This is a genomic window from Microbacterium sp. NC79 (assembly GCF_019061125.1).
Classification (GTDB): domain Bacteria; phylum Actinomycetota; class Actinomycetes; order Actinomycetales; family Microbacteriaceae; genus Microbacterium.
The window spans coordinates 344,676-366,885 of sequence record NZ_JAHQYI010000002.1 but is presented as its reverse complement, the minus strand read 5'-3'; the positions used below and the strand labels follow the sequence as shown (position 1 = coordinate 366,885).

13 protein-coding genes are annotated in these 22,210 nt (G+C 59.7%); 8 read left to right on the top strand and 5 right to left on the bottom strand.

What is annotated here, in order from left to right:
- Positions 1-13 precede the first annotated feature (13 nt).
- Positions 14-370, top strand: a complete 357-nt coding sequence (locus KTJ77_RS11950) for a zinc ribbon domain-containing protein YjdM (protein WP_217338762.1) — start codon at positions 14-16, stop codon at positions 368-370.
- Between the two features lie 86 nt (positions 371-456).
- Here the strand turns inward: KTJ77_RS11950 and KTJ77_RS11945 are convergent, their stop codons facing one another.
- Both KTJ77_RS11945 and KTJ77_RS11940 read right to left on the bottom strand, forming a co-directional pair.
- Positions 457-2,577: a DUF262 domain-containing protein gene (locus KTJ77_RS11945; RefSeq protein ID WP_217338761.1), complete on the bottom strand. Its 2,121-nt coding sequence runs from the start codon at positions 2,575-2,577 to the stop codon at positions 457-459.
- A gap of 211 nt (positions 2,578-2,788) precedes the next feature.
- The gene (locus tag KTJ77_RS11940) at positions 2,789-3,832 is read right to left on the bottom strand and encodes an NAD(P)-dependent alcohol dehydrogenase (RefSeq protein ID WP_217338760.1); all 1,044 of its coding nucleotides are present in this window, start codon (positions 3,830-3,832) and stop codon (positions 2,789-2,791) included.
- A 263-nt stretch (positions 3,833-4,095) separates the two neighbouring features.
- Here KTJ77_RS11940 and hrpB point away from each other — a divergent pair, with 263 nt between their 5' ends.
- Positions 4,096-6,630, top strand: a complete 2,535-nt coding sequence (gene hrpB / locus KTJ77_RS11935) for an ATP-dependent helicase HrpB (protein ID WP_217338759.1) — start codon at positions 4,096-4,098, stop codon at positions 6,628-6,630.
- Between the two features lie 93 nt (positions 6,631-6,723).
- Here the strand turns inward: hrpB and KTJ77_RS11930 are convergent, their stop codons facing one another.
- The gene (locus tag KTJ77_RS11930; protein WP_217338758.1) at positions 6,724-7,029 is read right to left on the bottom strand and encodes a helix-turn-helix domain-containing protein; all 306 of its coding nucleotides are present in this window, start codon (positions 7,027-7,029) and stop codon (positions 6,724-6,726) included.
- A gap of 215 nt (positions 7,030-7,244) precedes the next feature.
- The gene (locus tag KTJ77_RS11925) at positions 7,245-9,455 is read right to left on the bottom strand and encodes an NADP-dependent isocitrate dehydrogenase (RefSeq protein WP_217338757.1); all 2,211 of its coding nucleotides are present in this window, start codon (positions 9,453-9,455) and stop codon (positions 7,245-7,247) included.
- A gap of 363 nt (positions 9,456-9,818) precedes the next feature.
- Here KTJ77_RS11925 and KTJ77_RS11920 point away from each other — a divergent pair, with 363 nt between their 5' ends.
- The 6 genes from KTJ77_RS11920 (at position 9,819) to KTJ77_RS11895 (ending at position 18,328) form a co-directional block, all read left to right on the top strand.
- Positions 9,819-10,877 carry a DNA cytosine methyltransferase gene (locus KTJ77_RS11920; RefSeq protein WP_217338756.1) on the top strand — a complete coding sequence of 353 codons (1,059 nt, stop codon included), beginning with the start codon at positions 9,819-9,821 and terminating at the stop codon, positions 10,875-10,877.
- Between the two features lie 60 nt (positions 10,878-10,937).
- Positions 10,938-13,760 carry a Z1 domain-containing protein gene (locus KTJ77_RS13735; RefSeq protein WP_217338755.1) on the top strand — a complete coding sequence of 941 codons (2,823 nt, stop codon included), beginning with the start codon at positions 10,938-10,940 and terminating at the stop codon, positions 13,758-13,760.
- Positions 13,757-14,734, top strand: a complete 978-nt coding sequence (locus KTJ77_RS11910) for a PD-(D/E)XK motif protein (protein WP_217338754.1) — start codon at positions 13,757-13,759, stop codon at positions 14,732-14,734. Before KTJ77_RS13735 ends, KTJ77_RS11910 begins: the two co-directional genes overlap by 4 nt.
- Positions 14,731-16,647, top strand: a complete 1,917-nt coding sequence (locus KTJ77_RS11905; protein WP_217338753.1) for a hypothetical protein — start codon at positions 14,731-14,733, stop codon at positions 16,645-16,647. Before KTJ77_RS11910 ends, KTJ77_RS11905 begins: the two co-directional genes overlap by 4 nt.
- The gene (locus KTJ77_RS11900) at positions 16,635-17,534 is read left to right on the top strand and encodes a hypothetical protein (RefSeq protein WP_217338752.1); all 900 of its coding nucleotides are present in this window, start codon (positions 16,635-16,637) and stop codon (positions 17,532-17,534) included. The genes KTJ77_RS11905 and KTJ77_RS11900 overlap by 13 nt, the downstream gene beginning before the upstream one ends.
- Positions 17,535-17,626: 92 nt before the next feature.
- Positions 17,627-18,328, top strand: a complete 702-nt coding sequence (locus tag KTJ77_RS11895) for a hypothetical protein (protein WP_217338751.1) — start codon at positions 17,627-17,629, stop codon at positions 18,326-18,328.
- A gap of 5 nt (positions 18,329-18,333) precedes the next feature.
- Here KTJ77_RS11895 and KTJ77_RS11890 read toward each other — a convergent pair whose 3' ends face one another.
- On the bottom strand, positions 18,334-22,209 hold the full coding sequence (locus KTJ77_RS11890) for an AAA domain-containing protein (protein WP_217338750.1): 3,876 nt from the start codon (positions 22,207-22,209) through the stop codon (positions 18,334-18,336).
- Between the last annotated feature and the right edge of the window lies 1 nt (position 22,210).

The window sequence follows — 22,210 nt, the reverse complement described above, 5'->3', positions numbered from 1 at the left end:
TTACGATGCGAGCATGACGAACGCACTTCCGCTCTGCCCCGAGTGCTCCAGCGAGCACGCTTACGAAATGGGTGCGCTGCTCGTGTGCCCGATGTGCGGCCACGAGTGGTCGCCAGCTGAGGGCGAAGCGGAACCATCGGGTGAGTCTGCCCGGGTTGTCAAGGATGCGGTTGGCAATGTGCTCGCCGATGGTGACACCGTCGTGATCACGACCTCACTCAAGGTGAAGGGCTCGCCCCAGGGCATCAAGCCCGGCACCAAGGTGCGCGGCATTCGCCTCATCGACCCCGTCAACGGCCACGACATCGACGCCAAGGTCGACGGGTTCGGTCCGATGCTGCTGAAGTCAAGCATCGTGAAGAAGGCCTAGTACCCGCCTCGCAACGAAACGCAAAGGGGTGCCCGCAACCATGTGGTTCCGGGCACCCCTTTGCTGTCGTGTAGAGATTCGAACGGCTACTCGAGCGTCATTTGCGTAGCGAGATAATCCGCGCGAACGTCGCTGAGAGTGCGGGCCGTTCCTTCGAGAACCCACCACCACCATCCGTTCGTGGGGCGACCGGTTGCGAGGCGCGCGGCACCCGACGGAGAATCGGCGACAGCATCTCCGACCTGGAGGGATCCGTTTTCTCGAACGATGGCAATCACGCCCGCGAACTGCGGGTCATCGGTGCGTGGTTGCAGCCGGGACCCGGCGGGAAGTATGCCCGACTCAACAAGGTGATGCACGAACACGCCGCCGATTGTGGTCGGCATGTCGCGCTTCTCTGCCACCGCACCGACGTGCCCGGCAGGCACCGGCCAGATCTCGAGCACCATCTCAATGAGCTGTTCCGTGCGAACCTCGATGTGCTCTTCGTCCCACGCGTCTGGCGCCGTGGCGAGAACATCTCTTGTCAACAAGACCACATCTTTGTCGAGCACGTCTCGTTTTGTTGCCCAGTCGCTGTGACTGAGCGAACTGTTTAGTTTCTGCGTCGTCAGCGTCAAGTTGCCGAGCTGGTGAAGTGTCGCGTCTCGGGTTTGCTGCTGTTCTTCGGTGAGGTCGGCGACCCAGTGTTTTCGCCACTTCTGAGGCATCAGATGTTCGACGGTTCCTATGTTGCGGGTCACTGGTTCCATGGCGAACTGCTTGCCGTCAGGGTATCCACGCTTGGAGTCTTCGAGCGCTTCGAGCACCATGCGCAGGCGGTTGCGGCGGTACTTCAAGTATGCCTTTGCGCCTACGAGAGACTCGCGAACCTCGGTGTCGCCGGGCCAATATCCCGGAACCAGTCGGCTCGATGCAAGGTAGTCAGCGACGGCCGCCGGTTGCTCGGTTGCAGGTAATGAGCGGAGCTTCTTCAGCAGGTCAATGATGAAGCGGTTGGTACCTTGTGATGAAACTTTCACCAGCGAGCGTCGAACGAACCAACTCTCAAGAGTCGACACAATTTGGTTCTTGTCGGCAAGAGTGAGGTTGGCCTGCTCCGGTTCATCAAGCCAGATGATAAGCGGCCTGGAAACCTCAGAGTCAAGGGTGCCGACGCGGTAGCTGAAGAGCTCAACGCGACTCAATACACCGCTGTTCTTCTCCGAAGCTTCGATGATCGCGCGGTAGCGGTCGGCCGAAGCGCGAATGTGAGCGAGAAGTGCCGGGATGTCTTTCGCGACGGTGTTCACGTAGTGCTTGAACTGCGTGAACACCTCGCGAATCGGAAACTCTTCGAGCGTGCGGGCGGTCAACCACTGCCAGAGAAAGAGTGACGCGCGCGGATTGGTGATGCGGCCGGTTGTGACCGGCGCCTCCCACCACTCTGTCTCAAACTCGGCCCAGTATTTGAGGTACGCGTCTTCCGCCGCTTGGGGCGAGCCGGGAAGGTTCTGGAAAACAAAGTTCTTGATGAGATCGGCAGCAGAGAGCGGGGTTCCGCGAGCATTGAGAGTTTCGAAGATGGCTTGGGCATCTTCTTGGGCATCCAGACGGATGGCCGCAATCTCCAGACGATCAGTGATCGCCGGAACAAGCATGCGCGCGCGTTGTTCCGCAGAAGTGCCATCCTCGAGCCAGGTCGCGATGGACTCAGAGAAGAACCGATGTGCGACGCCAAGGCGGGAGTGGATGATCGCGTCATAGTCCACCGGTGCGGGCGCAGCCATGACGGCGGCGTAGCCTTCGCGGTCACGGTTCGTCGGCCAGAGCTTGAATCGGTCCGACTCGTCGAGGCGGAAGTCGCTGGGGTTCTCGATCAGCGGCAGAATCTGCCCGGCGAGTTGCGTCAAGTCGCGTTGCTCAAGCTGCCCGTGGAGGGCATCAAGCAGAATCTGCAGCGTGGTGAGGCGCTGTTGCCCGTCGATGACGTTCCACGTCGGCAGCGCCCCGAGTGCGGTTGGCGTTTGCTGAATGACAATCGCTCCAAGAAAGTGCGTTGCATCCTGGTTGTGCTGCTGAATCACTTCGATAAGTCGAGTGATGTCATTCCACAGCGGCTCCCACTGTAGATCTTTCGACCAAACGTACGGGCGCTGGAAAAGTGGAACCACGAAGCGCGTCGGGTTGAAGAATACGTCTCGAGGTTTGACGACATCCGTTCTCATTGCAGCACCTGTTCTGCGCCGGGTGGCGCTGACGCCATCGTCCGGAGCGAGTGAATCTTCCATGCCAGTCTTCGTGGCACATCCCATCTTGTCTGATTGCACCGACATCGCGTGCGACAGGCGCGCGATTCCGGCACTCACCGCAACGCAAGGGGTGCCCGCAACCACGTGGTTCCGGGCACCCCTTGCTACTTATGCGAAGGCGTCCGCCTTACGCGTTCGGCATGACGACGGCGCGTGCGGCGAGCTTGCCCGCTTCGAGCAACTCGTAGGCTTCGAGCGCCTGGTCCATGGTGAAGCGCTGCACGTCGGGAACGATCTGGCCCGCCTGGTACATCTTGACGACTTCGTGGAGGTCTTCGATCGTGCCCCAGTAGGTGTTGGTGATGACCGACTCGTACGGGTTGGTGAAGAACGACCACTGCACGACGCCGCCGGCGATGCCGACGACCGTGAGGCGTCCGCCCTGAGCCATAGTCTTCTGGCCGAGCTCGATCGTGGGGGTGACGCCGACGAAGTCGAAGATCGCGTCAACGCCACGGCCGCCCGTGATCTCGCGGATCTTTTCGACCTGACCCTCGCCACCCGGAACCGTGATGGCGCCGCGGGAGGCTGCGAGTTCCATGGCTTCGGGCTTCATGTCGGTCGCGATGACCGTGGCGCCGGTGAGGGCCTTGATGATCTGCACGGCAATCTGGCCGAGTCCGCCGAGGCCGATCACGAGAGCAGTTGCGCCACCCTTGTTGAGCTGCGGGAGGGCGAGCTTGATCGCGTGGTAAGGCGTGAGGGCTGCGTCTGCGAGGGGTGCTGCGTCGATGGGGTCAGCGTCGCCGAGCGGAACCAGGTTGCGGGCCGGAACCACGAGGTATTCGGCCATGCCGCCGTCGCGGCCGAGGCCGATGCCCTGGTACGGGTTGGTGGCTGCGTTTTCGCAGTAGGTGTCTTGTCCGCGCGAGCAGGAGGCGCAGTGGCCGCAACCGACCGGACCGAACACGAGGTAAGCGTCGCCCTTGGTGAAGCCGGTGACACCCTCGCCAACCTCTTCAACCCAACCCGAGTTTTCGTGGCCGAGTGTGAATTCGGGCTCCAGGCCGTGCACCTGTCCTGCCTCGAAGTCGGCGTAGATCGCGACGTCAGAGTGGCATGCGCCAGCTCCCGCAACCTTCAGCAACACCTCACCAGGGCCGGGGGTGGGCTTGGGGATTTCCTTCAGCGACGGCTTGGTCTTCCAATCGGTGAAACGTACGGCGCGCATAGCGTTTGCTCCTTGAACTTGAGCCCGCGGCTTTGTGTGTTGCGGGGTCTACTTCAAGGCTATGCCTGGGTTGTTGGTGACGGGCGGGATTCGACAGGGAATATTCGTGTGAATGGAAGGTGGGCAAGGTTACGTGGGTTGGGCTCAGTTGTGTATCGTCTCGCGGTCGATGCTCGCACTGCCCATTTCTGAGACCGATTCACCTTAGTTGGCTGACTGATCCGGGAGTGAGCTTCGCTGGTCCTTCGAGAGAAGATAGAAGAATGACTGCCGCCTTTGACCTCGCCACCATCGGGCGCGGGTTGGCGTTCAACGACGCCCTCGGTGGTGTGACCACGGCGCTCGACGCAACAAACGCAATCGTGATCACAGCCGCGCCCGGAACGGGAAAGACAACCCTGGTTCCACCCCTCGTCGCCAACCGCGTTGAGGGACGCGTCATAGTCACCCAGCCGCGACGGGTTGCAGCCCGCGCGGCAACGCGACGCCTCGCGAGCCTCGACAACTCAAACCTCGGCGACCGCGTGGGCTTCACGGTGCGCGGCGAGCGTTCGATGAGCGACGCAACGCGGATCGAAATGGTGACGCCGGGCGTTCTGTTGCGACGGCTCATGGATGACCCCGGACTCACCGACGTGGGCGCCGTCATTCTCGATGAGGTTCACGAGCGCGCCATCGACACCGACCTGCTCATCGGGCTTCTGGGCGAAGTGCGACAGCTCCGCGATGACATCGTCGTGATTGCCATGTCGGCGACCGTCGATGCCGAGCGGTTCGCCGCGGTTCTCGGCGAGCAGGATCCCGCGCCGATCGTGTCGTACGAGTCGGTCGCGCATCCGCTCGAAGTTCGTTGGGCGCCACCTGCGGTCGACCGCATGGATGTGCGCGGTGTAACCACGGGCTTCTTGCGCCACGTTGCGCAAGTCGCCGCAGATGCGCATCGCCGCGAACCAACCACCGACATCCTGGTTTTCGCGCCGGGTGCGCGTGAAGTGAGCGTGATCGCGCGGCACCTGCGCGACGATGTGCGTGACGCCGACGTGCTCGAGCTGCATGGTCAGGCACCGCCGCGTGAGCAGGATCGCGCGGTTTCAGAGCGCGGCGCCGGGCAGCCGACGCGGATCATCGTGGCGACATCGATCGCTGAGTCGTCGCTCACGGTTCCGGGCGTGAGCATCGTCGTGGACTCGTGTTTGTCGCGGGTGCCGATGTACGATTCAGGCCGCGGAATGTCAGGCCTCGTCACCGTCTCAACGCCGCGAGCATCCGCCGTACAGCGCGCGGGTCGTGCTGCCCGTCTCGGACCGGGAACCGTGTTCCGTTGTGTTGACGAACGCACGTTCGTTGCCGCCCCCGCGTTCGCTGCCCCCGAGATTTTCTCCGCCGACCTCACTGATGCGGCGCTCCTCCTAGCTTGCTGGGGCGCCCCGCGCGGTGAAGGTTTGCGCCTACCCGACGCGCTGCCGACCACCGCGGTGGCGCGGGCCGAGGCCGCGCTCCAGCGCCTGGGCGCCATTGATGCCGAGGGGCGAGCGACGCCGCTCGGTCGCAAGCTCGCCCGCGTACCCACTGACCCGCGGCTGGCGCGCGCGTTGCTCGATGGGGCCGAGCTTGTGGGCTCACGAGTCGCGGCCGAGGTCGTCGCCGCAGTGAGCGACGACATCCGCTCCGATGACGCTGACCTCGACGTCACCCTGCGGGCGCTGCGCGATGGCAGGCACCCGCAGCATCGTGCCTGGAGCCGCGAAGTCGATCGCTTCACCCGCCTTGCCGGCCGGGCCACAGGTTCCGCCCGCCCTGATTCCGTCGGTCTGATTGTTGCCCTCGCTTTTCCCCATCGCATCGCGCATCGCGTGTCTGACGGGGTATTTCAGTTGGCATCCGGAACCAGGGCTGGGGTCGCCGGGGAGCTGGCGGGTGCCGAATGGCTGGCCATCGCAGACATCACGCGGGCAACGAGTCGAGTCGCTGCCGGAACGGGCGCGGTGATCCGTGCCGCCGCCGCACTCGACGAAGAGTCTGTGCTGATTGCCGCGAAGCATATGATGACGGATCGGATCGAAGCGACCTTTGCTGACGGTCGCGTTATTGCGCGGCGCGAGAAGCGGGTGGGCGCGATCGTGCGCTCTTCGGTTCCGGTTGCAGTGAAAGCCGGTGTCGAAGCGGAAAGCGCCGTGCGTCGCGCGCTACAGGCTGATGGGCTCGACCTGTTCGAGTGGTCGGAGAGTGCGGTGGCGCTGCGGTCGCGTCTCGCGTTGTTGCATCGGGTGATCGGAGAACCCTGGCCGTCGATGTCAGACGAAGCATTGCTTGCGCGGCTCGATGACTGGCTGGCACCCGAGATGTCGGCGCTCGCGGCAGGTCGATCGGTGTCGAAGATCGACCTGACTTCGGCCCTGCGACGGTTGTTGCCGTGGCCTGAGGCCGTCGCCTTTGACGAGCTCGCGCCGGAGCGCCTGCGCGTGGCGAGTGGCGCGATGATTCGCGTGACGTACTCGCCCCACGACGATGTCGACGCGTCGGCAGTTGTCGCGGTGAAGCTGCAGGAGTGCTTTGGAATGCTGGAATCTCCGCGGGTCGCTGGCGGGCGGGTTCCGGTCGTCTTCCACTTGCTATCCCCCGGCGGTCATCCGCTGGCTGTGACGTCTGACCTCGCGTCATTCTGGGCGGGGCCGTATGCGCAGGTTCGAGCCGAGACGCGTGGCCGGTACCTGAAGCACCCGTGGCCCGAAGACCCGTACACCGCTGTCGCGACGGCGAAGACTAACCGGAGGCTGGCGGCGGAGAGGGGTGAATGAGCGGGGTCGAGATCCTCTCGGCTCTTGTTTCGTTGCTGCTAAAGCGCCTCAATCGCGGACGTGATGTGATGGTGCGTGACAGCCCGGATCGACTCAGTGCTCGCGTGGCACTCTCACGCGAATGGGAAGCGCCTCGTCGGCCATGAGGCGACCTCGGTCGGTTTCGTACGGGTCCGTAGCGGTAACCATCTCGTTCATGAGTCCGAGGACGCGGAGAACGCTCAGCGTGATCTCTAAAGAAGCACCGTCGCCCCGCTCCAGTTTGCTGATGGTGGGCGGTGTGGTTCCCGCCCGCTCAGCAACCATCTTCGCGGTCAGACCGAGTAGCTTGCGCTGCGTCGCCATGTTTTGGCCGATAGTGCGCAACGCACGCTTTACTGGGAGCGGAGTGGACTTCATCTTCCTATTGTAAGGCAACCAATTCTTTATCTAAAGAGCCTTTCAATAAAGTTTTCAACATCTAAACTCGAGTAGCGCAGAACTGAGCTCACAACCAAATTCCCACTTGTGGGATCTAAGTGGGAATTTGCGGGGGTAAATCCCCACTAATCGATGAAAGTGGCCCGGCCGAATCCGAAGATCCGACCGGGCCACCCCGCAACTAAACGAAACTCTTACAGAGCGTCGATCGCGGCGTTGAGCGTTGCCGAGGGGCGCATGACGGCGTAGGTCTTTGCCTCGTCGGGGCGGTAGTAGCCACCGATTTCGACAGCCGAACCCTGAACCGCGAGCAGTTCATCAACGATGGTCTGCTCGTTCGAACGCAGCGTCTCCGCAAGCGTTGCGAATGCTGCAGCGAGGTCAGCGTCAGCGGTCTGTGCGGCCAGCTCCTCGGCCCAGTACATGGCGAGGTAGAAGTGCGAACCACGGTTGTCGATGGTTCCGAGCTTGCGGCCGGGCGACTTGTTCTCGAGCAGGAACGTACCCGTTGCCTTGTCGAGGGTCTCGCCGAGAACGCGTGCCTTGTCGTTGCCGTTCACGTTCGCGAAGTGCTCGAACGAGGCTGCCAGCGCGAGGAACTCGCCGAGGCTGTCCCAACGCAGGTAGTTCTCTTCAACGAGCTGCTGAACGTGCTTCGGAGCGGAACCACCAGCACCGGTCTCGAAGAGACCACCACCGTTGAGAAGCGGAACAATCGACAACATCTTTGCCGAGGTTCCGAGCTCCAGAATCGGGAACAGGTCGGTGTTGTAGTCGCGCAGAACGTTACCCGTGACCGAGATCGTGTTCAGACCCTGGCGGATGCGCTCAACCGAGAGCTTGGTTGCCTCGTACGGCGCGAGGATCTCGATGTCGAGACCGGTCGTGTCGTGCTCGGGCAGGTAAGCCTTGACCTTAGCGATGAGGTTAGCGTCGTGTGCGCGGTTCTCGTCGAGCCAGAAGACCGTCTTGTCGCCCGTTGCGCGTGCGCGCGAAACAGCAAGCTTGACCCAGTCGCGGATCGGGATGTCCTTCGTCTGGCATGCACGCCAAATGTCGCCAGCCTCAACGTCGTGCTGAATAAGCACGTCGCCAGCCTGGTTGACGACACGAACGGTTCCGGCTTCTGCCAGCTCGAACGTCTTGTCGTGCGAGCCGTACTCTTCGGCCTTCTGAGCCATGAGACCGACGTTCGGAACCGAGCCCATGGTGACCGGGTCGTAGGCGCCGTTTGCGCGGCAGTCGTCGATCACGGCCTGGTAGATGCCGGCGTAGGAGGAGTCGGGGATGACGGCGAGGGTGTCGCCCTCAGCGCCGTCCGGGCCCCACATGTGACCCGAGGTGCGGATCATCGCCGGCATCGACGCGTCGACGATGACGTCAGACGGAACGTGCAGGTTGGTGATGCCCTTGTCGGAGTTGACCATCGCGAGGCGCGGGCCGTTAGCGATGCCCTCGTTGAACGCTGCGCGGATCTCTTCACCGTTGGGCAGCTCACCCAGACCGTCGAGGATTGCGCCGAGGCCGTTGGTGCCGTTGAGGCCAGCTTCGAGCAGTTCGGTGCCGTACTTGGCGAAGACGTCTGCGAAGAATGCGCGCACAACGTGACCGAAGATGATCGGGTCGGAGACCTTCATCATCGTGGCCTTGAGGTGCACCGAGAACAGAACATCTTCGTCCTTCGCGCGCTGAATCTGCGCGGCGAGGAATTCATCCAGCTTTGCTGCCGAGATGAAGGTTCCGTCGATGACTTCACCCGGGAGAACCTTGAGCTTCTCCTTGAGAACCTTTACGTCGCCAGCAGCGTTGACGTGCTCGATGCGAAGAACGTCGTCGGCCTCGATGATGACCGACTTCTCGTTGGAGAAGAAGTCGTTCTCACCCATGGTGGCAACGTTGGTCTTCGAGTCAGTGGTCCACGCGCCCATCGAGTGCGGGTACTTGCGTGCGTACTCCTTGACCGACAGCGGTGCGCGGCGGTCGGAGTTGCCCTCACGGAGAACCGGGTTCACAGCCGAACCCTTGATCTTGTCGTAGCGAGCACGAACGTGCTGGTCTTCGACCGTCTCTGCCTCGTCGGGGTAGTTGGGGATGTCGTAGCCCTTGGCCTGAAGCTCAGCGATGGCTGCCTTCAGCTGCGGAACCGATGCCGAAATGTTCGGCAGCTTGATGATGTTGGCCTCAGGGGTGGTGGCCAGGCCTCCGAGCTCTGCGAGAGCGTCGCCGATGCGCTGCTCATCGGTGAGCTTCTGGGGGAACTCCGCGATGATGCGACCGGCGAGCGAAATGTCGCGAGTCTCGATCTCTACACCAGCGGTGCCAGCAAAGGCGCTGATGATCGGAAGGAACGAGTGCGTTGCCAGAAGCGGCGCCTCGTCTGTGTGGGTGTAGATGATCTTGGCCATCGTGCGGCTAGCTCCTCGCGTGACAGGCTGAAAAGTGTCTTGATATCAAGATACCTGAGTGGGCGTGTTGCCCAGGAATCAGCTTAGTTCAGGGGTATGAGATGCGCGAGGCGGGGGAGGGTGGTGCCCGCCGATCGGCGGGGCCCGGATGTGGGCGTTTCCCCAAAGCTGCAAACTGTCCGATCGGAGGATATGCTGCTTCTAGAGGTAGGCTGCTTTAAGCAGTGTCACAGGGCCAACCTATGCTGGCCCGTGAGGCTGAGTCTCACCGCTTCGAGGTCCATGACCGAAGAGCTTGTGAGGTGACGCGTTTAGAAGTATTCAGCTGGATGAGGAGCTTGGTCAGTGGGCCTTAATTTCACGATGGGTGAGCTCTTTTCAGGGCCTGGGGGTATCGCCGCTGGCGCGCACGCCGCAGCGAAGAACGCGGGCGTTGGGCTGTCTCATTTGTGGGCCAACGACTACGATCGCGACACTGTGCGCACATACGTCCGTAATATTCCTGGGGCGACGAACAGTTCTGTCAGATTCGGCGATGTGCGCGAGTTGGACATCGAATCATTGCCATCGCCGTCTGGGTTCGCATTCGGATTCCCTTGCAACGATTACAGTCTCGTCGGTGAGAGCAAAGGCTTGGACGGCGACTTTGGGCCGCTTTACAAGTACGGCGCTCGCGTGCTTCAACACCATCAGCCGGAGTGGTTTGTCGCCGAGAATGTTAGTGGCCTCCGTAGTGCCAACGATGGAAGAGACTTCGCGATCATTCTGCGTGAGCTGCGCGCTGCTGGCGTGGGCTACACGCTTGTCCCGCACCTCTATAAGTTTGAGGAATACGGCGTACCACAGCGCAGGCATCGCATCATCATCGTTGGTGTGCGGAATGACATTGACGTCAACTTCCGAGTCCCCGCACCAACACACAAGCATCGTGATCAGTGGAAGCCCGTAAGCGCAGTGCTGAGCGACATTCCTCGCCATCTTGCAAACCAGGAGCTCACACGACAGAGCCCATTGGTGGAAGAACGACTGCGCCACATTCCACCGGGGAAGAATGTTTTCAATACCGAGGACCTTCCGGAGCATCTGCGTCTGAATGTCAGAGGTGCGACCCTGAGTCAGATCTATCGTCGCCTTGACCCCGACCAGCCGTCCTACACGATCACCGGCTCAGGCGGGGGTGGTACTCACGGCTACCATTGGCATGAACCTCGTGCGTTGACGAACCGTGAGCGTGCCCGCATCCAGACGTTCGATGATGATTTTGTCTTCCTCGGTTCGAAAGAGAGTGTGCGCAAACAGGTCGGGATGGCAGTGCCGCCAGAAGGCGCGCGTGTCATTTTCGAAGCACTTTTCAAATCGTTCCAGGGCCAGCCCTACGAGTTTGTGCCACGAAATCTTGATGACGATGGGCTTCCCGCATAAACAGTGCTTTCGTGCACGAATTGCATGACGAATTCATGCTACGAATAGGTCAGTAGCTCGGTGTGGGCTGACGGCGATTTCGAGGTGGCAACGTTGAACATGGACTCGGCTAATTTTCAGATTGGGCTCGGAGCCTTCGAAGGGATGCTGTCGGCTCAACAATCAGCCGGACGTCCGATCGCAAAGGCCACGCAGGAGTCGTTGGCCCTTGTCGACGCTATGTTCCCTGGATTTGTGATCGCCTACCAACAGTTCGTGAAGTCGCAACGCGAGCGCGTCGACAACATTTCGGTCGGAAATATGCTCGTTGGTCATCCTGGAGCGGTGTCTTGGTATAGCGGCCCCCTCGTGCACAAGGGAGCCTGGCCGAGCTATAAGACGAGGCTCGAAGCGAAGCTACTCGACACGAAGGCCAAAGACCAAGTGGCTGCGGTTGCCGCGATGCAAGGCGTCGTCAAGGACATCGACGAATCTACGACGCGAATCCTCTCGCGGTGTGCGAACCCTCACCAGCATGGCGAGAAGCGCAAAGGGCTTGTGATCGGATACGTGCAGTCGGGCAAAACCGCGAACTATGCGGGCGTCATCGCGAAAGCAGTAGACGCGGGATACCGACTCATTATTGTTCTCGCGGGTATGCACTCGAATCTTCGAGCTCAGACCCAAGCTCGTCTCGCGAAGGACCTCTCGATGAATGTCTTGAGCGAGAAGGGCGGCCCCGCGTGGCACCTTCTTACCGGAGCACATTCCGACTTTGCCGGGACCGACAATATCGGCTTTCTCAATAACCACGGCAACGTTGGTGTCTTGATCGTCAAGAAGAATTCGACGCGTCTCGCGAATGTGGTCTCCTTCATGAAGAAGCTGTCGCAAGGGCAACCTTTCAACCGCGGTGTGCTCATCATCGACGACGAATCTGACCAGGCAACCCCGAACTCAAAGGGTGAAAAGCTCGAGATCTCAGCGATCAATAAGCTTGTGCGGGATATTTGGAAGAACACCAACACCGGTACTTATCTCGCTTACACAGCGACACCGTTCGCGAATATCTTCATCGATCCACAGGATCAAGAGGACCTCTATCCAGAAGACTTTGTCCTGACCCTGCCTCGTCCCGCCGGATACATGGGAGTCGATACATTCTTCAACTTGTCCCAAGACGCCGATAGTGAGGACGAAGCCGCAAGCACCGGTAACTTTTCACGAGACATTCCACAGTCCGACGCCGACATGGTTACACCAACCCAGAAGACGCTTGCGAGTTTCGTACCCGAACTCGCGCCTTCGCTAGAAGAAGCTGTTCGTTGGTTCCTACTCGCGACGGCGATCCGAGAGCTCAGGACAGGCACCGCTGCTCACTCATCGATGTTGCTCCACACCACTCATCGCGTGCTTGGTCATGAGCGTCTCAAGGAGATGATGTCGGGGTTCGTAAATTACCTTGCGGGTGAACGACAATCTGAAGAGCAGAACTTTCGGGAGGTCTTTCTACGAGAGACGAAAGGGATCGGCGCGGTCGAAGGTCTCGAGCTACCGGAATGGCACGAGGTCTGGGCTCGCGCGTATGACTTGATCGGAAAGATCAAGGTTGTTGTGGATAACGGATACTCCACGGATCGCCTTTCCTATCCCGATGACACGCCGCAGCTCATTATTGCGATCGGTGGTGGAACGCTGTCACGAGGACTGACGCTCGAAGGTCTTGTCGTGTCATACTTCCTTCGCACTTCCAACACCTACGACACGTTGCTTCAGATGGGGCGCTGGTTTGGCTTCCGTCCCTACTACCAGGACCTGGCTAGGGTATGGGCGTCGTCCGGGCTGCTTAACGACTACCGTCACCTCGCGATTGTCGAGGAAGAGCTTAGAGCTGATGTAGTGACGATGGAGAAGGAGGGGCGCGTTCCGCGCGAATACGCGCTTCGCGTGCGGGCTCACCCAGGCCGCCTATCCATTGTCGCGCCGGGGAAGATGTGGGCTACGAAGGCTGTCAACGTGGGCCTTGGGGGGACACGGCACCAACGGACCATCCTTGACAAATCTCGCGTGGGTGCTTTGGCCGGACAAACTGCGGCGCGTGATTTCGTTGCCCGGGCGCGTGAAACTGCCACTCACACCGTCCGGCGTTCGTCGGCACCAGGCGACGCGATGGTCTTTTCCAGTGTTCCTACCTCAGAGGTGGTGACGTTCCTGGACGCCATGAGTAACGAGGCCGATGGAAGTTGGCTGCGGGGGGATGCCGTCAAGTCCTGGGCTGCCACGCATCGTCCTGATGCTCGCTGGAATGTCGTTCTTGCTGCAGGTAAGAGCGGTGCGGGAACCTTTGCCTTCGACGAAGAAACTTCCGTGCGTCTCGTCAATCGCGCACCGCTAAGTGAGACAGCAACCGGCGGATGGCGTGCCACACCGGAACTGACCGACTCCGTGAGTGAAACAGCTGAGTTGGTGAATATTCGTGCGCTTATGTCGGGATCCGACTGGGTGCTCGATCTTGAGATACTGGCCGTCAACAATCTCCTCGACCCAGACTTGGCCGCAGGGCTGAAGAAGTTGGACAAGAACAAGAGCCGCGAAACGCACGTAAAGCCGTTCCGCAAGGAGATGTGCCCGGAGGTAGGGGTTGTGGTCCTGTACGCGATCGATCGGGCATCCCAGCCCGCCGGAACCGCCAGCGCGGCGCGAGTCGCGATGAACGCGGATGAGGATTTGATCGGTGTCGGGATTGTTTACCCGTGGTCACTCAAGAGCAACGACCACAACTACTTCGCAGTAGATCTGAATCCAGCGCCGGATCTCGAACTGGATGAGGAACTTCCCGACCAGGGCGAAGATGGCCTTGTTCGGTTCATTGACGATGAGGATGACTTTAAGGAAGGGCAATGATGAATGACTCAGGCCGAGTCCGCGTAGCAGCAGCGCTAGCCAACCTCGCTCCCAAGCGGCCGTCGGCTGGTCAGTACGCTCAATCGATCATCGGCCCGTTCTATCGGCCACACGAAGTCGCTCTTGCGAAAGATTCGTTCGAGCGGATCCACCTCCTCGTGGAGCTACCCGATGGCGTAAAGAAATTTGATCTGTCGGTCGGTGAGGTGTTGCCCGCCCAATGGACGTCGGTGCAGGGGACGCATGGGCGTGAGATCCTCGATGTGACCTGCGTTGAGGAATGGCTTGTCGATACATTCGCGTCGCTTGTCGGCGAAATGCTAGATCGCGTCGATGCCACGGGTCACCATGCAGTGGATGAGCTCCGTGAAGTAATCGATGCTTGGCGACTGGTGTTGCACCGTCAGGTGAAATCCGTCAGCAAGAGCCACATCGTGGGGTTGTTTGGCGAACTGACTGTTCTCGAGCGGATGGCAGCCGTTGACCCCACCCGAGCGATGAAGGCTTGGCGCGGAAAGGACGGATATCGCCACGATTTTTACCTGACCAATGCGCTCGAAGTGAAGACCTACACCACTCTGAATAGCCCCCAGGTCTCCATCCATGGTGCCTACCAGCTGGACCCGCCGCCAAGTGGCTCTCTACACCTGGCAACCTTTCGCGTGGACGAGGACCCGAATGGGCTAACGATTCAGGACCTCCTCGACCGTATTCACGCCCACGGAGTTTCATCGGTCGATATTCTGTCTCGCTCGAACTCCGACGCGCCAATTATCGTTGACGAGGAACTCCGATTCTCAATTGGAGAGGAACGGCTCTATTTTGTCGGTCCCGACTTTCCTGGTGTGCGCGCCTCGAGGCTACGAGAAGCTGATCTCCAAGGCGTTAGCGGGCTAAAGTTTGGGCTCCACCTGGATGCCTGTCCGGACAAACTATCGTCCTCCGATCTTCCGGTGGTGCTGGCGGCGCTGTGACCATTCTCACCACGTTCCGAGTCCCGCAACTAGATTGGCATCCCAAGCAATTTCGTCCCGGTGATATGGACGGAAAAGGCGGTGACCGACTCCTTGGGCGCACGGAGCTAACTCCCCTCGAGGTCCTCGTTCGAGAAACCGCGCAGAACAGCTGGGATGCGAGGCGCGATGGTCAGACCCCTTCATTCGGCATTCATTTACGCAGGTTGGATTTCCGCCTAAGGGGTGACCTACAGACGCTTCTAGGCGAGGCAAAGGCTCCAGGGCATAGCGTCAAATCCTCGGCTAATAGCATTCATATCCTCGAAATCTATGATCGGGGCACCACCGGACTTGATGGGCCCGTTGATCTGCGAACAACTGGTCCGGATGTTCCCAAGAATTATGAAGACCTCATCCTTAAGGTCGGCGTTCCGCGCGATGACGGCCAGGGCGGAGGAACATACGGGTTTGGGAAGACCGCTGCGTACGCGTATAGCGGTATCGGAGTGGTCGTCTATTGGACCCGTTGCGTCGGTATGGATGGCAAGCTGGAACACCGCTTTATCGTTTCTGCGTTTCAGGACTCCTACAATCAAGGCAAAACGCAGTACACGGGGCGCCATTGGTGGGGTCTAACCGGTGACGAGATTGTGCTCCCCGTTGTCGGAGACGACGCGCAACGCTTGGGGGAGCACTTTTTCTCGCGACATTACGACTCAGGCGAGACCGGCACGTCAATGCTGATCGTTGATCCTCGCATCCCAAATGTCGTAGAAGGAGCTTCGGGCGCGGAAGAAGCCTATGAAATCGACAGGACGGCGGGATCCAAAGAAGCCCTGGAAGACCTTTTCGCGAGAGACGCAAGCCAGGCGATTCGACGGCACCTTTGGCCCAAGCTCATTCCAGTCCCGGATCATGATGAAGATCCTATGGGGCTCAACTTGATAATCGCGGGCGTGCAGGTTCCACTAAAGGCGGACCCGGCCGGAGCGCTTGATCTATGGGGTGCGGCTCTGAACGCAATTCGAGCAACTCGCAGGGGAGAGACTGGGCCCTTTGCGAGCCCGCAATCATTGCCGATCAAGGTTCAGGCGATCACACGACACAACAAAGTGATCGGTCACTTGGCGTTTGTGCGCCGAGTAACAGCGATGGAACCACTCCTCGCGTCAGACGACCTCGATCCGCTGAAGGGAGAGTCACAACTCGGCCGCATCGCACTTATGCGTGACAGTGCAGAGTTGATTGTCTCCACGGAGCATTGGGTTGATCATGGAGTCATCGCTGGGTATGACTGGCTCGCTGTCTATAAATCGACTCCGGAATTCGACCGCATCTACGCGGATGCGGAGCCGCCCGCACACGATGCATGGGTAGAAGAAGGCGGAGGCGAAGCGGGGCGAGTCGCAAGACACACGCGTCTCACCGTTGCACGATGGATCCGAGATGAGCTGGCGCCACCTGTGGTTTCGCCTTCGTCGGAAGGCGAAAAAGCACACGTCGGGGGCCTGTCGCGGCGATTCGCGAGCTTGTTGCCTGCACCCAAGACCCCTGGCGTGGTTGGTGGGGGAACGAAGGCTGGCAGAAACGGCAAGCACGCCGTCACGAGTGCTGGAACTGTGGAGGTACACTCCGTTCGACTCATTGAGACGCTCGCTGACGGGAGACAACGCCAGCGCGTTGATTTTACGCCCCTGGGCGATGCACAGTTCCTGGCAGTGCGCCTTGCCGTGAGCACCATTGGTGAAGGAATTCGCGAATCGGTGAACGCTGCCGAGCTAGAACCAGTGTGGCTACAGAACCAGGAGTCGAACGGGTCGATTGAGTGTGACCTGCCAGTCGGGCAGCCCGCCGCTTTGGAGTTTGTCGGCGCAGCCCGTCGTGCTTTCAGGATCGAACTCACGGCGGGAGAATCCTCGTGGCAACAGTAGAGTCTCTTCCATATCGCACGCCATCGCCAAGCACTGTTACCGCGATGGTCACGCTTATCGAACCCGATGTAGAACTCAGCGATTTGACGTCTGCGTGGGTGCCAGGGTCGGACCTGAGGTTTGGTATTCGACTAGCGATCTCGAATGACTTCTACGAACAGAGCGCTCTGTCCCCGGAAGCTGACGAGATTGCAGCGTACGTCGTCGCGACCTGCCTTGCATCGCGTACGAGCTGGCGTGAAAAGCTTGCAATCCGAAGTTATTCGGGTGGCGGCACGGTTGCTGACGGGTTGGTCATTCTTGACGGCGAATTGCTGGCGGATGAGGTCTCGCTCGACGTGTGGGTTGTCGGGCCAGGTCTGCTGCCCACCCTTGCCGGCAGTGCGAGTGGTCGGCATGAAGCCGCCAAGCTTTGGCGCATGTCACCGCCACTCACTTTGTCCCTCGAAGACACTTCAGCCGGGTTTCCTACCTCGGCGGTCTCATTTCAAGCGACGTATCGCCGAGATACCCCTTGGGCCGTTGAATCACCGCAGGATGCGGGGCCCGAGTGGAGCATTAGCTCAGCGGTGCGTTTATTCATCAACACCGATTCGCCGCTGTGCGAGTCGCTACTATCTGGGGAGGCTGACTCCACGCTCTTTCAATCTATGCAAGTGGATATCCACCTTGTCGTCCTCCATCGGCTGGCAAGTTGGCGGGATACGATCTCGGCCGATCAGATGATTCAGATCGCGACCGCCGACGATGGTTGCCTTGCCGCGCTGGGTGTTGCTATCGCAGGGTCGATGGGGCTGGAATTGGCAGACGGTATGCGCATGGTCACAGAGGACTTGGCCGAGCTCCTCACCAGGTCACGTGAACAAGTTACGTTTGGGCGGTTGTAGCGCAGATGCACATCTATCCACGGCTATCTAAGAACGATGCCATCGCTGCCGTAGAGTCCTTGGAAAGTCAGCTGTCCGCAGGAGCCAAGGTAGTGCCCTTCGTAGATGGAAAGCATCATCCGAAGGCGATCTACCCACAGATGGATGGGATACCGGTGTCGGTACCCCGGCTTTCTGAACTTCGGGAGAGGCTTCAAGCGGCAGTAATTGACGCTGGGAAGTCGCGCAACGCGGACAGGAAATTCGACATTGTTGTTGGACGGGTTTTGAATGACTGGTTCGCGGATGAGGGGCGCGCGATCGCGTCTCATCCTGAGACCTGGCCCTACCTAACGTTGGTTGTTTTGCCGGATCTCGCAGTGCGACGATTTCCTCCGGCTAATGGCAAGCTATCGCGCGCACGATTTCTGGCGGGTAGGCGAAACGTCTTTTACCGCGTCTACCTTCGGTCCTGGATTCTCGGGCCGATGCTCGACGACCCGGAAGTCAGTGTTTACGAAGACGAGCTTGTTGGCCTCGTAGATAGGTCGTTGTCGGCGGATCACAGATTGTCGCAGAGCGTCGCTCGAAACTTGTCGCTTCTTTCGCTGAACAACAGCACCCGTCGTGAGATTGCTCGGCGGAGTTTCATGGATCTGCAGTACGAGCTACGCGTGACAGACGTCGCATCCCTCGATGACTCGCGTATGGACGTGTTGGTCGACGCGATTTTTGAATCGAATCGTAAAGCTGTCACAGCCTTGGCTGCCGACAACGGTGGTGAAGATCGCGTCACCACCACTGTCGGCGGCTAGTTTTCCTACTCTCTGTAGATTGCATAGCTGGAGTTGAGGTTGGAATAGACGGCCTCGAGTCGGGCGCGTACGTTTGCTCCGAGCCGCACGATGCCGAAGAGCGCAGCGGTGGCGCGCATCGTTGCCTCTTGGTCCGCAAAAGGAGAATCGACCAATGTCGCTCTCATCGCGTTCGCGATCTCCTGGGGAGAGATTTCCTCCATCGATCTGATGGCTTCCCCGTTGGCCGCCCGAAAGTCGTTCCAGAGTTTCGGATCAATGCCCTTTGGCCATGCGAACTCGCCTAACTTGTCGCGCTTCAAGTGGCCACGTGGAATCAGTTTCCGTATTTCCGCTACGCGCGCTGCCCTTACGGCGCCCAAGTCGAATCGACGTGCGACAATGCGAATGAGCCGGTTTAGCTCGACGGGCCCTTCAACTTCGATCACGTCCACGAGCTGCGACCTAACCGCCGCTGCGTTTGCAGGCGTATCGAGAGAATCAAGTGTCGCGCGCGGACCAACAGGCGTCATGTCGGCGCTCGTAAACGCCAGAGCTGCTTCAGCACCTTTCATAGCAACGGGGGAAGCGACTAACGCGACGTTTGGTGACCTTACTGGACTAGCCTCGCGTGGCGTGGGAGGCTCTTCCGTGCTCGTGGCACGTTCTTCCGCGACGAACTCTTTGCCGACTTTGAGCCTGATCGGCACCTGTATCGAATCGGGGCCAACTGGCGAAGGCGAATCAGCTGCTGTGTCCGTCGGCGGAGGTAACTGAGCGGAGGCCTCCGCGGCATCCATCTCTTCGAGGATCTTGGTGATCACAAGTTCTTGGTTCTGTTGCCACATCGGCCACCAGATTCGAGCGATCCGCGGCCAGCCCATGATTCCAACGAGGACCTCAACAGGCAGAACATCTCGATCAGAGACTGTGGCACGACTCATCCAGCCTTCACCGTCGAGGAGCACAGGAAGAATCGGCACGTCGGGTGCCGCCTGCCTTGAGAGAACAAGGTCGAGTCTGAAGTTGGACATGCCGACGTCGGTTCGAACGACCAGTCCGCGTTGCTCTAGTGCCGCCGCGATACTGTCACGATGGCGGTCTCGAATTGCGACTCGGCTGTCGGTATCGGCGGGAGTCCGCGATCCATGCGTTGCTTGGGTTAGGAAATCCTTGAAGTGTTTCGGCCCATCGAACGCGGAACCGGAAACATCGAGGTCGACAGGATCAAAGCTGCAGAAGATGATGTTCTTGCGACGGGCACGCGTGACGGCAACATTGAGGCGCCGCTCGCCACCGTTGTTGGAGAGTGGGCCAAAGTTGGTTGGAATCTTGCCATTCGCTTGTTTGGAGAATGCCACGGAGAAAATGATCGTGTCGCGCTCGTCTCCTTGCACCTGCTCGAGAGCTTTCACAAACAGAACGTCGCTGGCACCCATTTTGCTTTCGTTCATCGCGTCTGCGATGCCACGATGATCTGCGCTCAAGAGCAATTCTTCGATGAGTTCACGTTGTGGCTCGTTGAACGTGACGATGCCGATTGACGGCAACTTCGACACCGATTCGCCGACCAAGGACCGAACCGCATCCACAACTGCGTAAGCCTCCGCCGGGTTCGTGTTAGCACCGGCGCGAATGCCCCCGGGTAACTCGACAGGTGTACTGCCCGAGCGGAGGTATTGGCCATCGATGAAACCGATCGGCTTAGTGAGGTATCCCTTGGCCTCCGTGAGCAATTCTGTTTCCGGGAAAGCGACCCGACGTAACTCCAGGCCGGTCTCGGCCGACAGCAGAGTCGGTGTGGGGAAACTACTCAACTCGCCGCGGTAGTACTTTTGGTTGCTGAAATTGATCAGCTGCTCATCCTGGCTACGATAGTGCCAGCTCAGGCTCAGTGTTGGAACACGCGCCAATTCGCACTCGGACAGGATGGACTCCTGGTCTTCGAGAATCTCATCGACCAAGGCGTCATCGATTTCGTCATCTGCAGCACCCGTGCCGACGCGGCGGCTCGGCGGCATCTGCTTGCTGTCACCAACGATGATGGCCGCACGCCCTCTGCCGAGCGAACCAATTGCCTCTGGGACCGTGATCTGAGAGGCCTCATCAAATATGACGACGTCAAAATCCATGGTCTCCGGATCGATGAGGTCCACAACTGAGGAAGGGCTTGCGAGAACTAGCGGAGTGAGCTCCTGTACAGCGCCACCAAATTTGCTGAGGATAGCTCGCGTACCAAGCCGGCGCGTGGTTTTTTCAAGTTCGCGTGCCAGCCCCCCGGTCGACATGCCACGCCCCTGGCCGCCCCGCTTTGACAAGAGCGCGGCAGGTGATTCGACCGCCCACTGTTGTCGCATGTCCTGTTGGGCCGCAACGTAGGTATCTATGTGAGCATCATGGGAGCTCCCGCTGAAACGGTCGAGCTTGGCAGTCTGAATTCGTTCTTCGAGAGAAGCCTCGGCAATGCCTCGCGCCAACGAGATTTCGACCTCTGCGGCAGGGTAGGTCCCATTGAGGATGGCAGTGCGTGCGTCCGCGAGCCCGGCGATACGCATTGGTTCGACCTGCCTGGTGAGGGCGATCCATTGTTGCAAGTCCAAGAACCGAGAGATATCGGCATCGCGATGCCAATCGGGCAGGGAACGTTGCGCGGCATTCAGAAGGGGGTCGCCATTCAGCCAAGTGCGGAGGTCATCATCGGAGACTTCCAGTTCTTTGAACCAACCGGACCACGCTCGCGACATTTGTTCGAGAAGTAGTCGATGCGCGGCAAGATCCTCTTGTTCCAAGAGTTCCCTGACTTGTGCGGACCATGCGTCGTCCCCGCTGAGACCCCGCACAGCGGTTAGTAAATACTGGAGCCGTTGTGATGGATACTCAAAAGCGCCTTCGCTGAATAGATTTCGAGGCACATACCCAGTCACTCCTGGGATGGAGTCCACGAGTGAGCCAATTTGAATTGCTGCCTGACGTACAGCGAGGAGATTTTTGAGAACTTCAACGGCCGCTGCAATAGGGACGGGTTTTCCATCCGGTGTGAATGCGGTAAGTGGCGCTATAGCTTGGGCCTGTCGGCCTTTCTTGCCAATGAATCCCGAGGCCGTTGCTTGCTCGAATTGACTGGAGATTGATTGCAGGTCGAGATCGAGCACACCGGCTGTAAAGCCATGCAGTAGTGGACGCCAGTCGTTGATTGCGCGAACGGCCTGTTGCATTGCCTTTTCAGAAGCGGTTCGCCATCGTGGATCGAATATCGCACGCAGGGCACTGCCTCGTGGCAGGGAAAGCCCGGCTGCGTGTGCCAGGAACGAGAGATCCTGCGGGGACTGCGCGGCCTCGATAACGCCACGTACGGGCGGAGGAACATTCGCGCAGTTCTTGATGCCCTTTTCGATTTCATCAATAAGCGTACGAAGTGTGGCGAAATCTAACTCGTCGGTGGAGGTTCTCCCCACGAAACGCCAAGGGTGGCCTGCGCGTGCGGCTGCACCTGAAATGTACCGCTGTAGGTCGCTGAACATTGCCCGAATTTCGGACAACTCGCCGCCGTGGTTGACGATCGTTTCAAGAGGAACTGAAATGGAGGGGCCACCCGACAGAACGAGCAACTCATCTTGTGCGCTATAAGCAGAGTGCCCTGCTGCGTTCCGGGCATGTAGCGCACGTGGATACTCCGTGAGCTCGAAACGGGCATTGCGAAGGCGTCGACGTGCATTCGCCATGGCCACGGCGTCCGGCCGCACTGACGCCGACAGCGATCGTCGGAGCGCGGCGCGCACCTCCACGGAATTAGATCCTTCGTGATGGAGATTCAGCGTAAACGGGTTCAACCCGATTTCATCGAGGCGGCGCTGGACGACCGCAAGTGCGGTTCCCTTCTCCGCCACGAACAGTACGCGCATT

What these genes read in the sequence shown, in the direction of transcription:
- KTJ77_RS11910 (WP_217338754.1), top strand. Translation starts at nt 13,757, where the DNA reads ATGATGAATGACTCAGGCCGAGTCCGCGTAGCAGCAGCGCTAGCCAAC.
- KTJ77_RS11890 (WP_217338750.1), bottom strand. Translation starts at nt 22,209, where the DNA reads ATGCGCGTACTGTTCGTGGCGGAGAAGGGAACCGCACTTGCGGTCGTC.
- KTJ77_RS11950 (WP_217338762.1), top strand. Translation starts at nt 14, where the DNA reads ATGACGAACGCACTTCCGCTCTGCCCCGAGTGCTCCAGCGAGCACGCT.
- KTJ77_RS11925 (WP_217338757.1), bottom strand. Translation starts at nt 9,455, where the DNA reads ATGGCCAAGATCATCTACACCCACACAGACGAGGCGCCGCTTCTGGCA.
- KTJ77_RS11940 (WP_217338760.1), bottom strand. Translation starts at nt 3,832, where the DNA reads ATGCGCGCCGTACGTTTCACCGATTGGAAGACCAAGCCGTCGCTGAAG.
- KTJ77_RS11930 (WP_217338758.1), bottom strand. Translation starts at nt 7,029, where the DNA reads ATGAAGTCCACTCCGCTCCCAGTAAAGCGTGCGTTGCGCACTATCGGC.
- KTJ77_RS11920 (WP_217338756.1), top strand. Translation starts at nt 9,819, where the DNA reads ATGGGTGAGCTCTTTTCAGGGCCTGGGGGTATCGCCGCTGGCGCGCAC.
- hrpB (WP_217338759.1), top strand. Translation starts at nt 4,096, where the DNA reads ATGACTGCCGCCTTTGACCTCGCCACCATCGGGCGCGGGTTGGCGTTC.
- KTJ77_RS11945 (WP_217338761.1), bottom strand. Translation starts at nt 2,577, where the DNA reads ATGAGAACGGATGTCGTCAAACCTCGAGACGTATTCTTCAACCCGACG.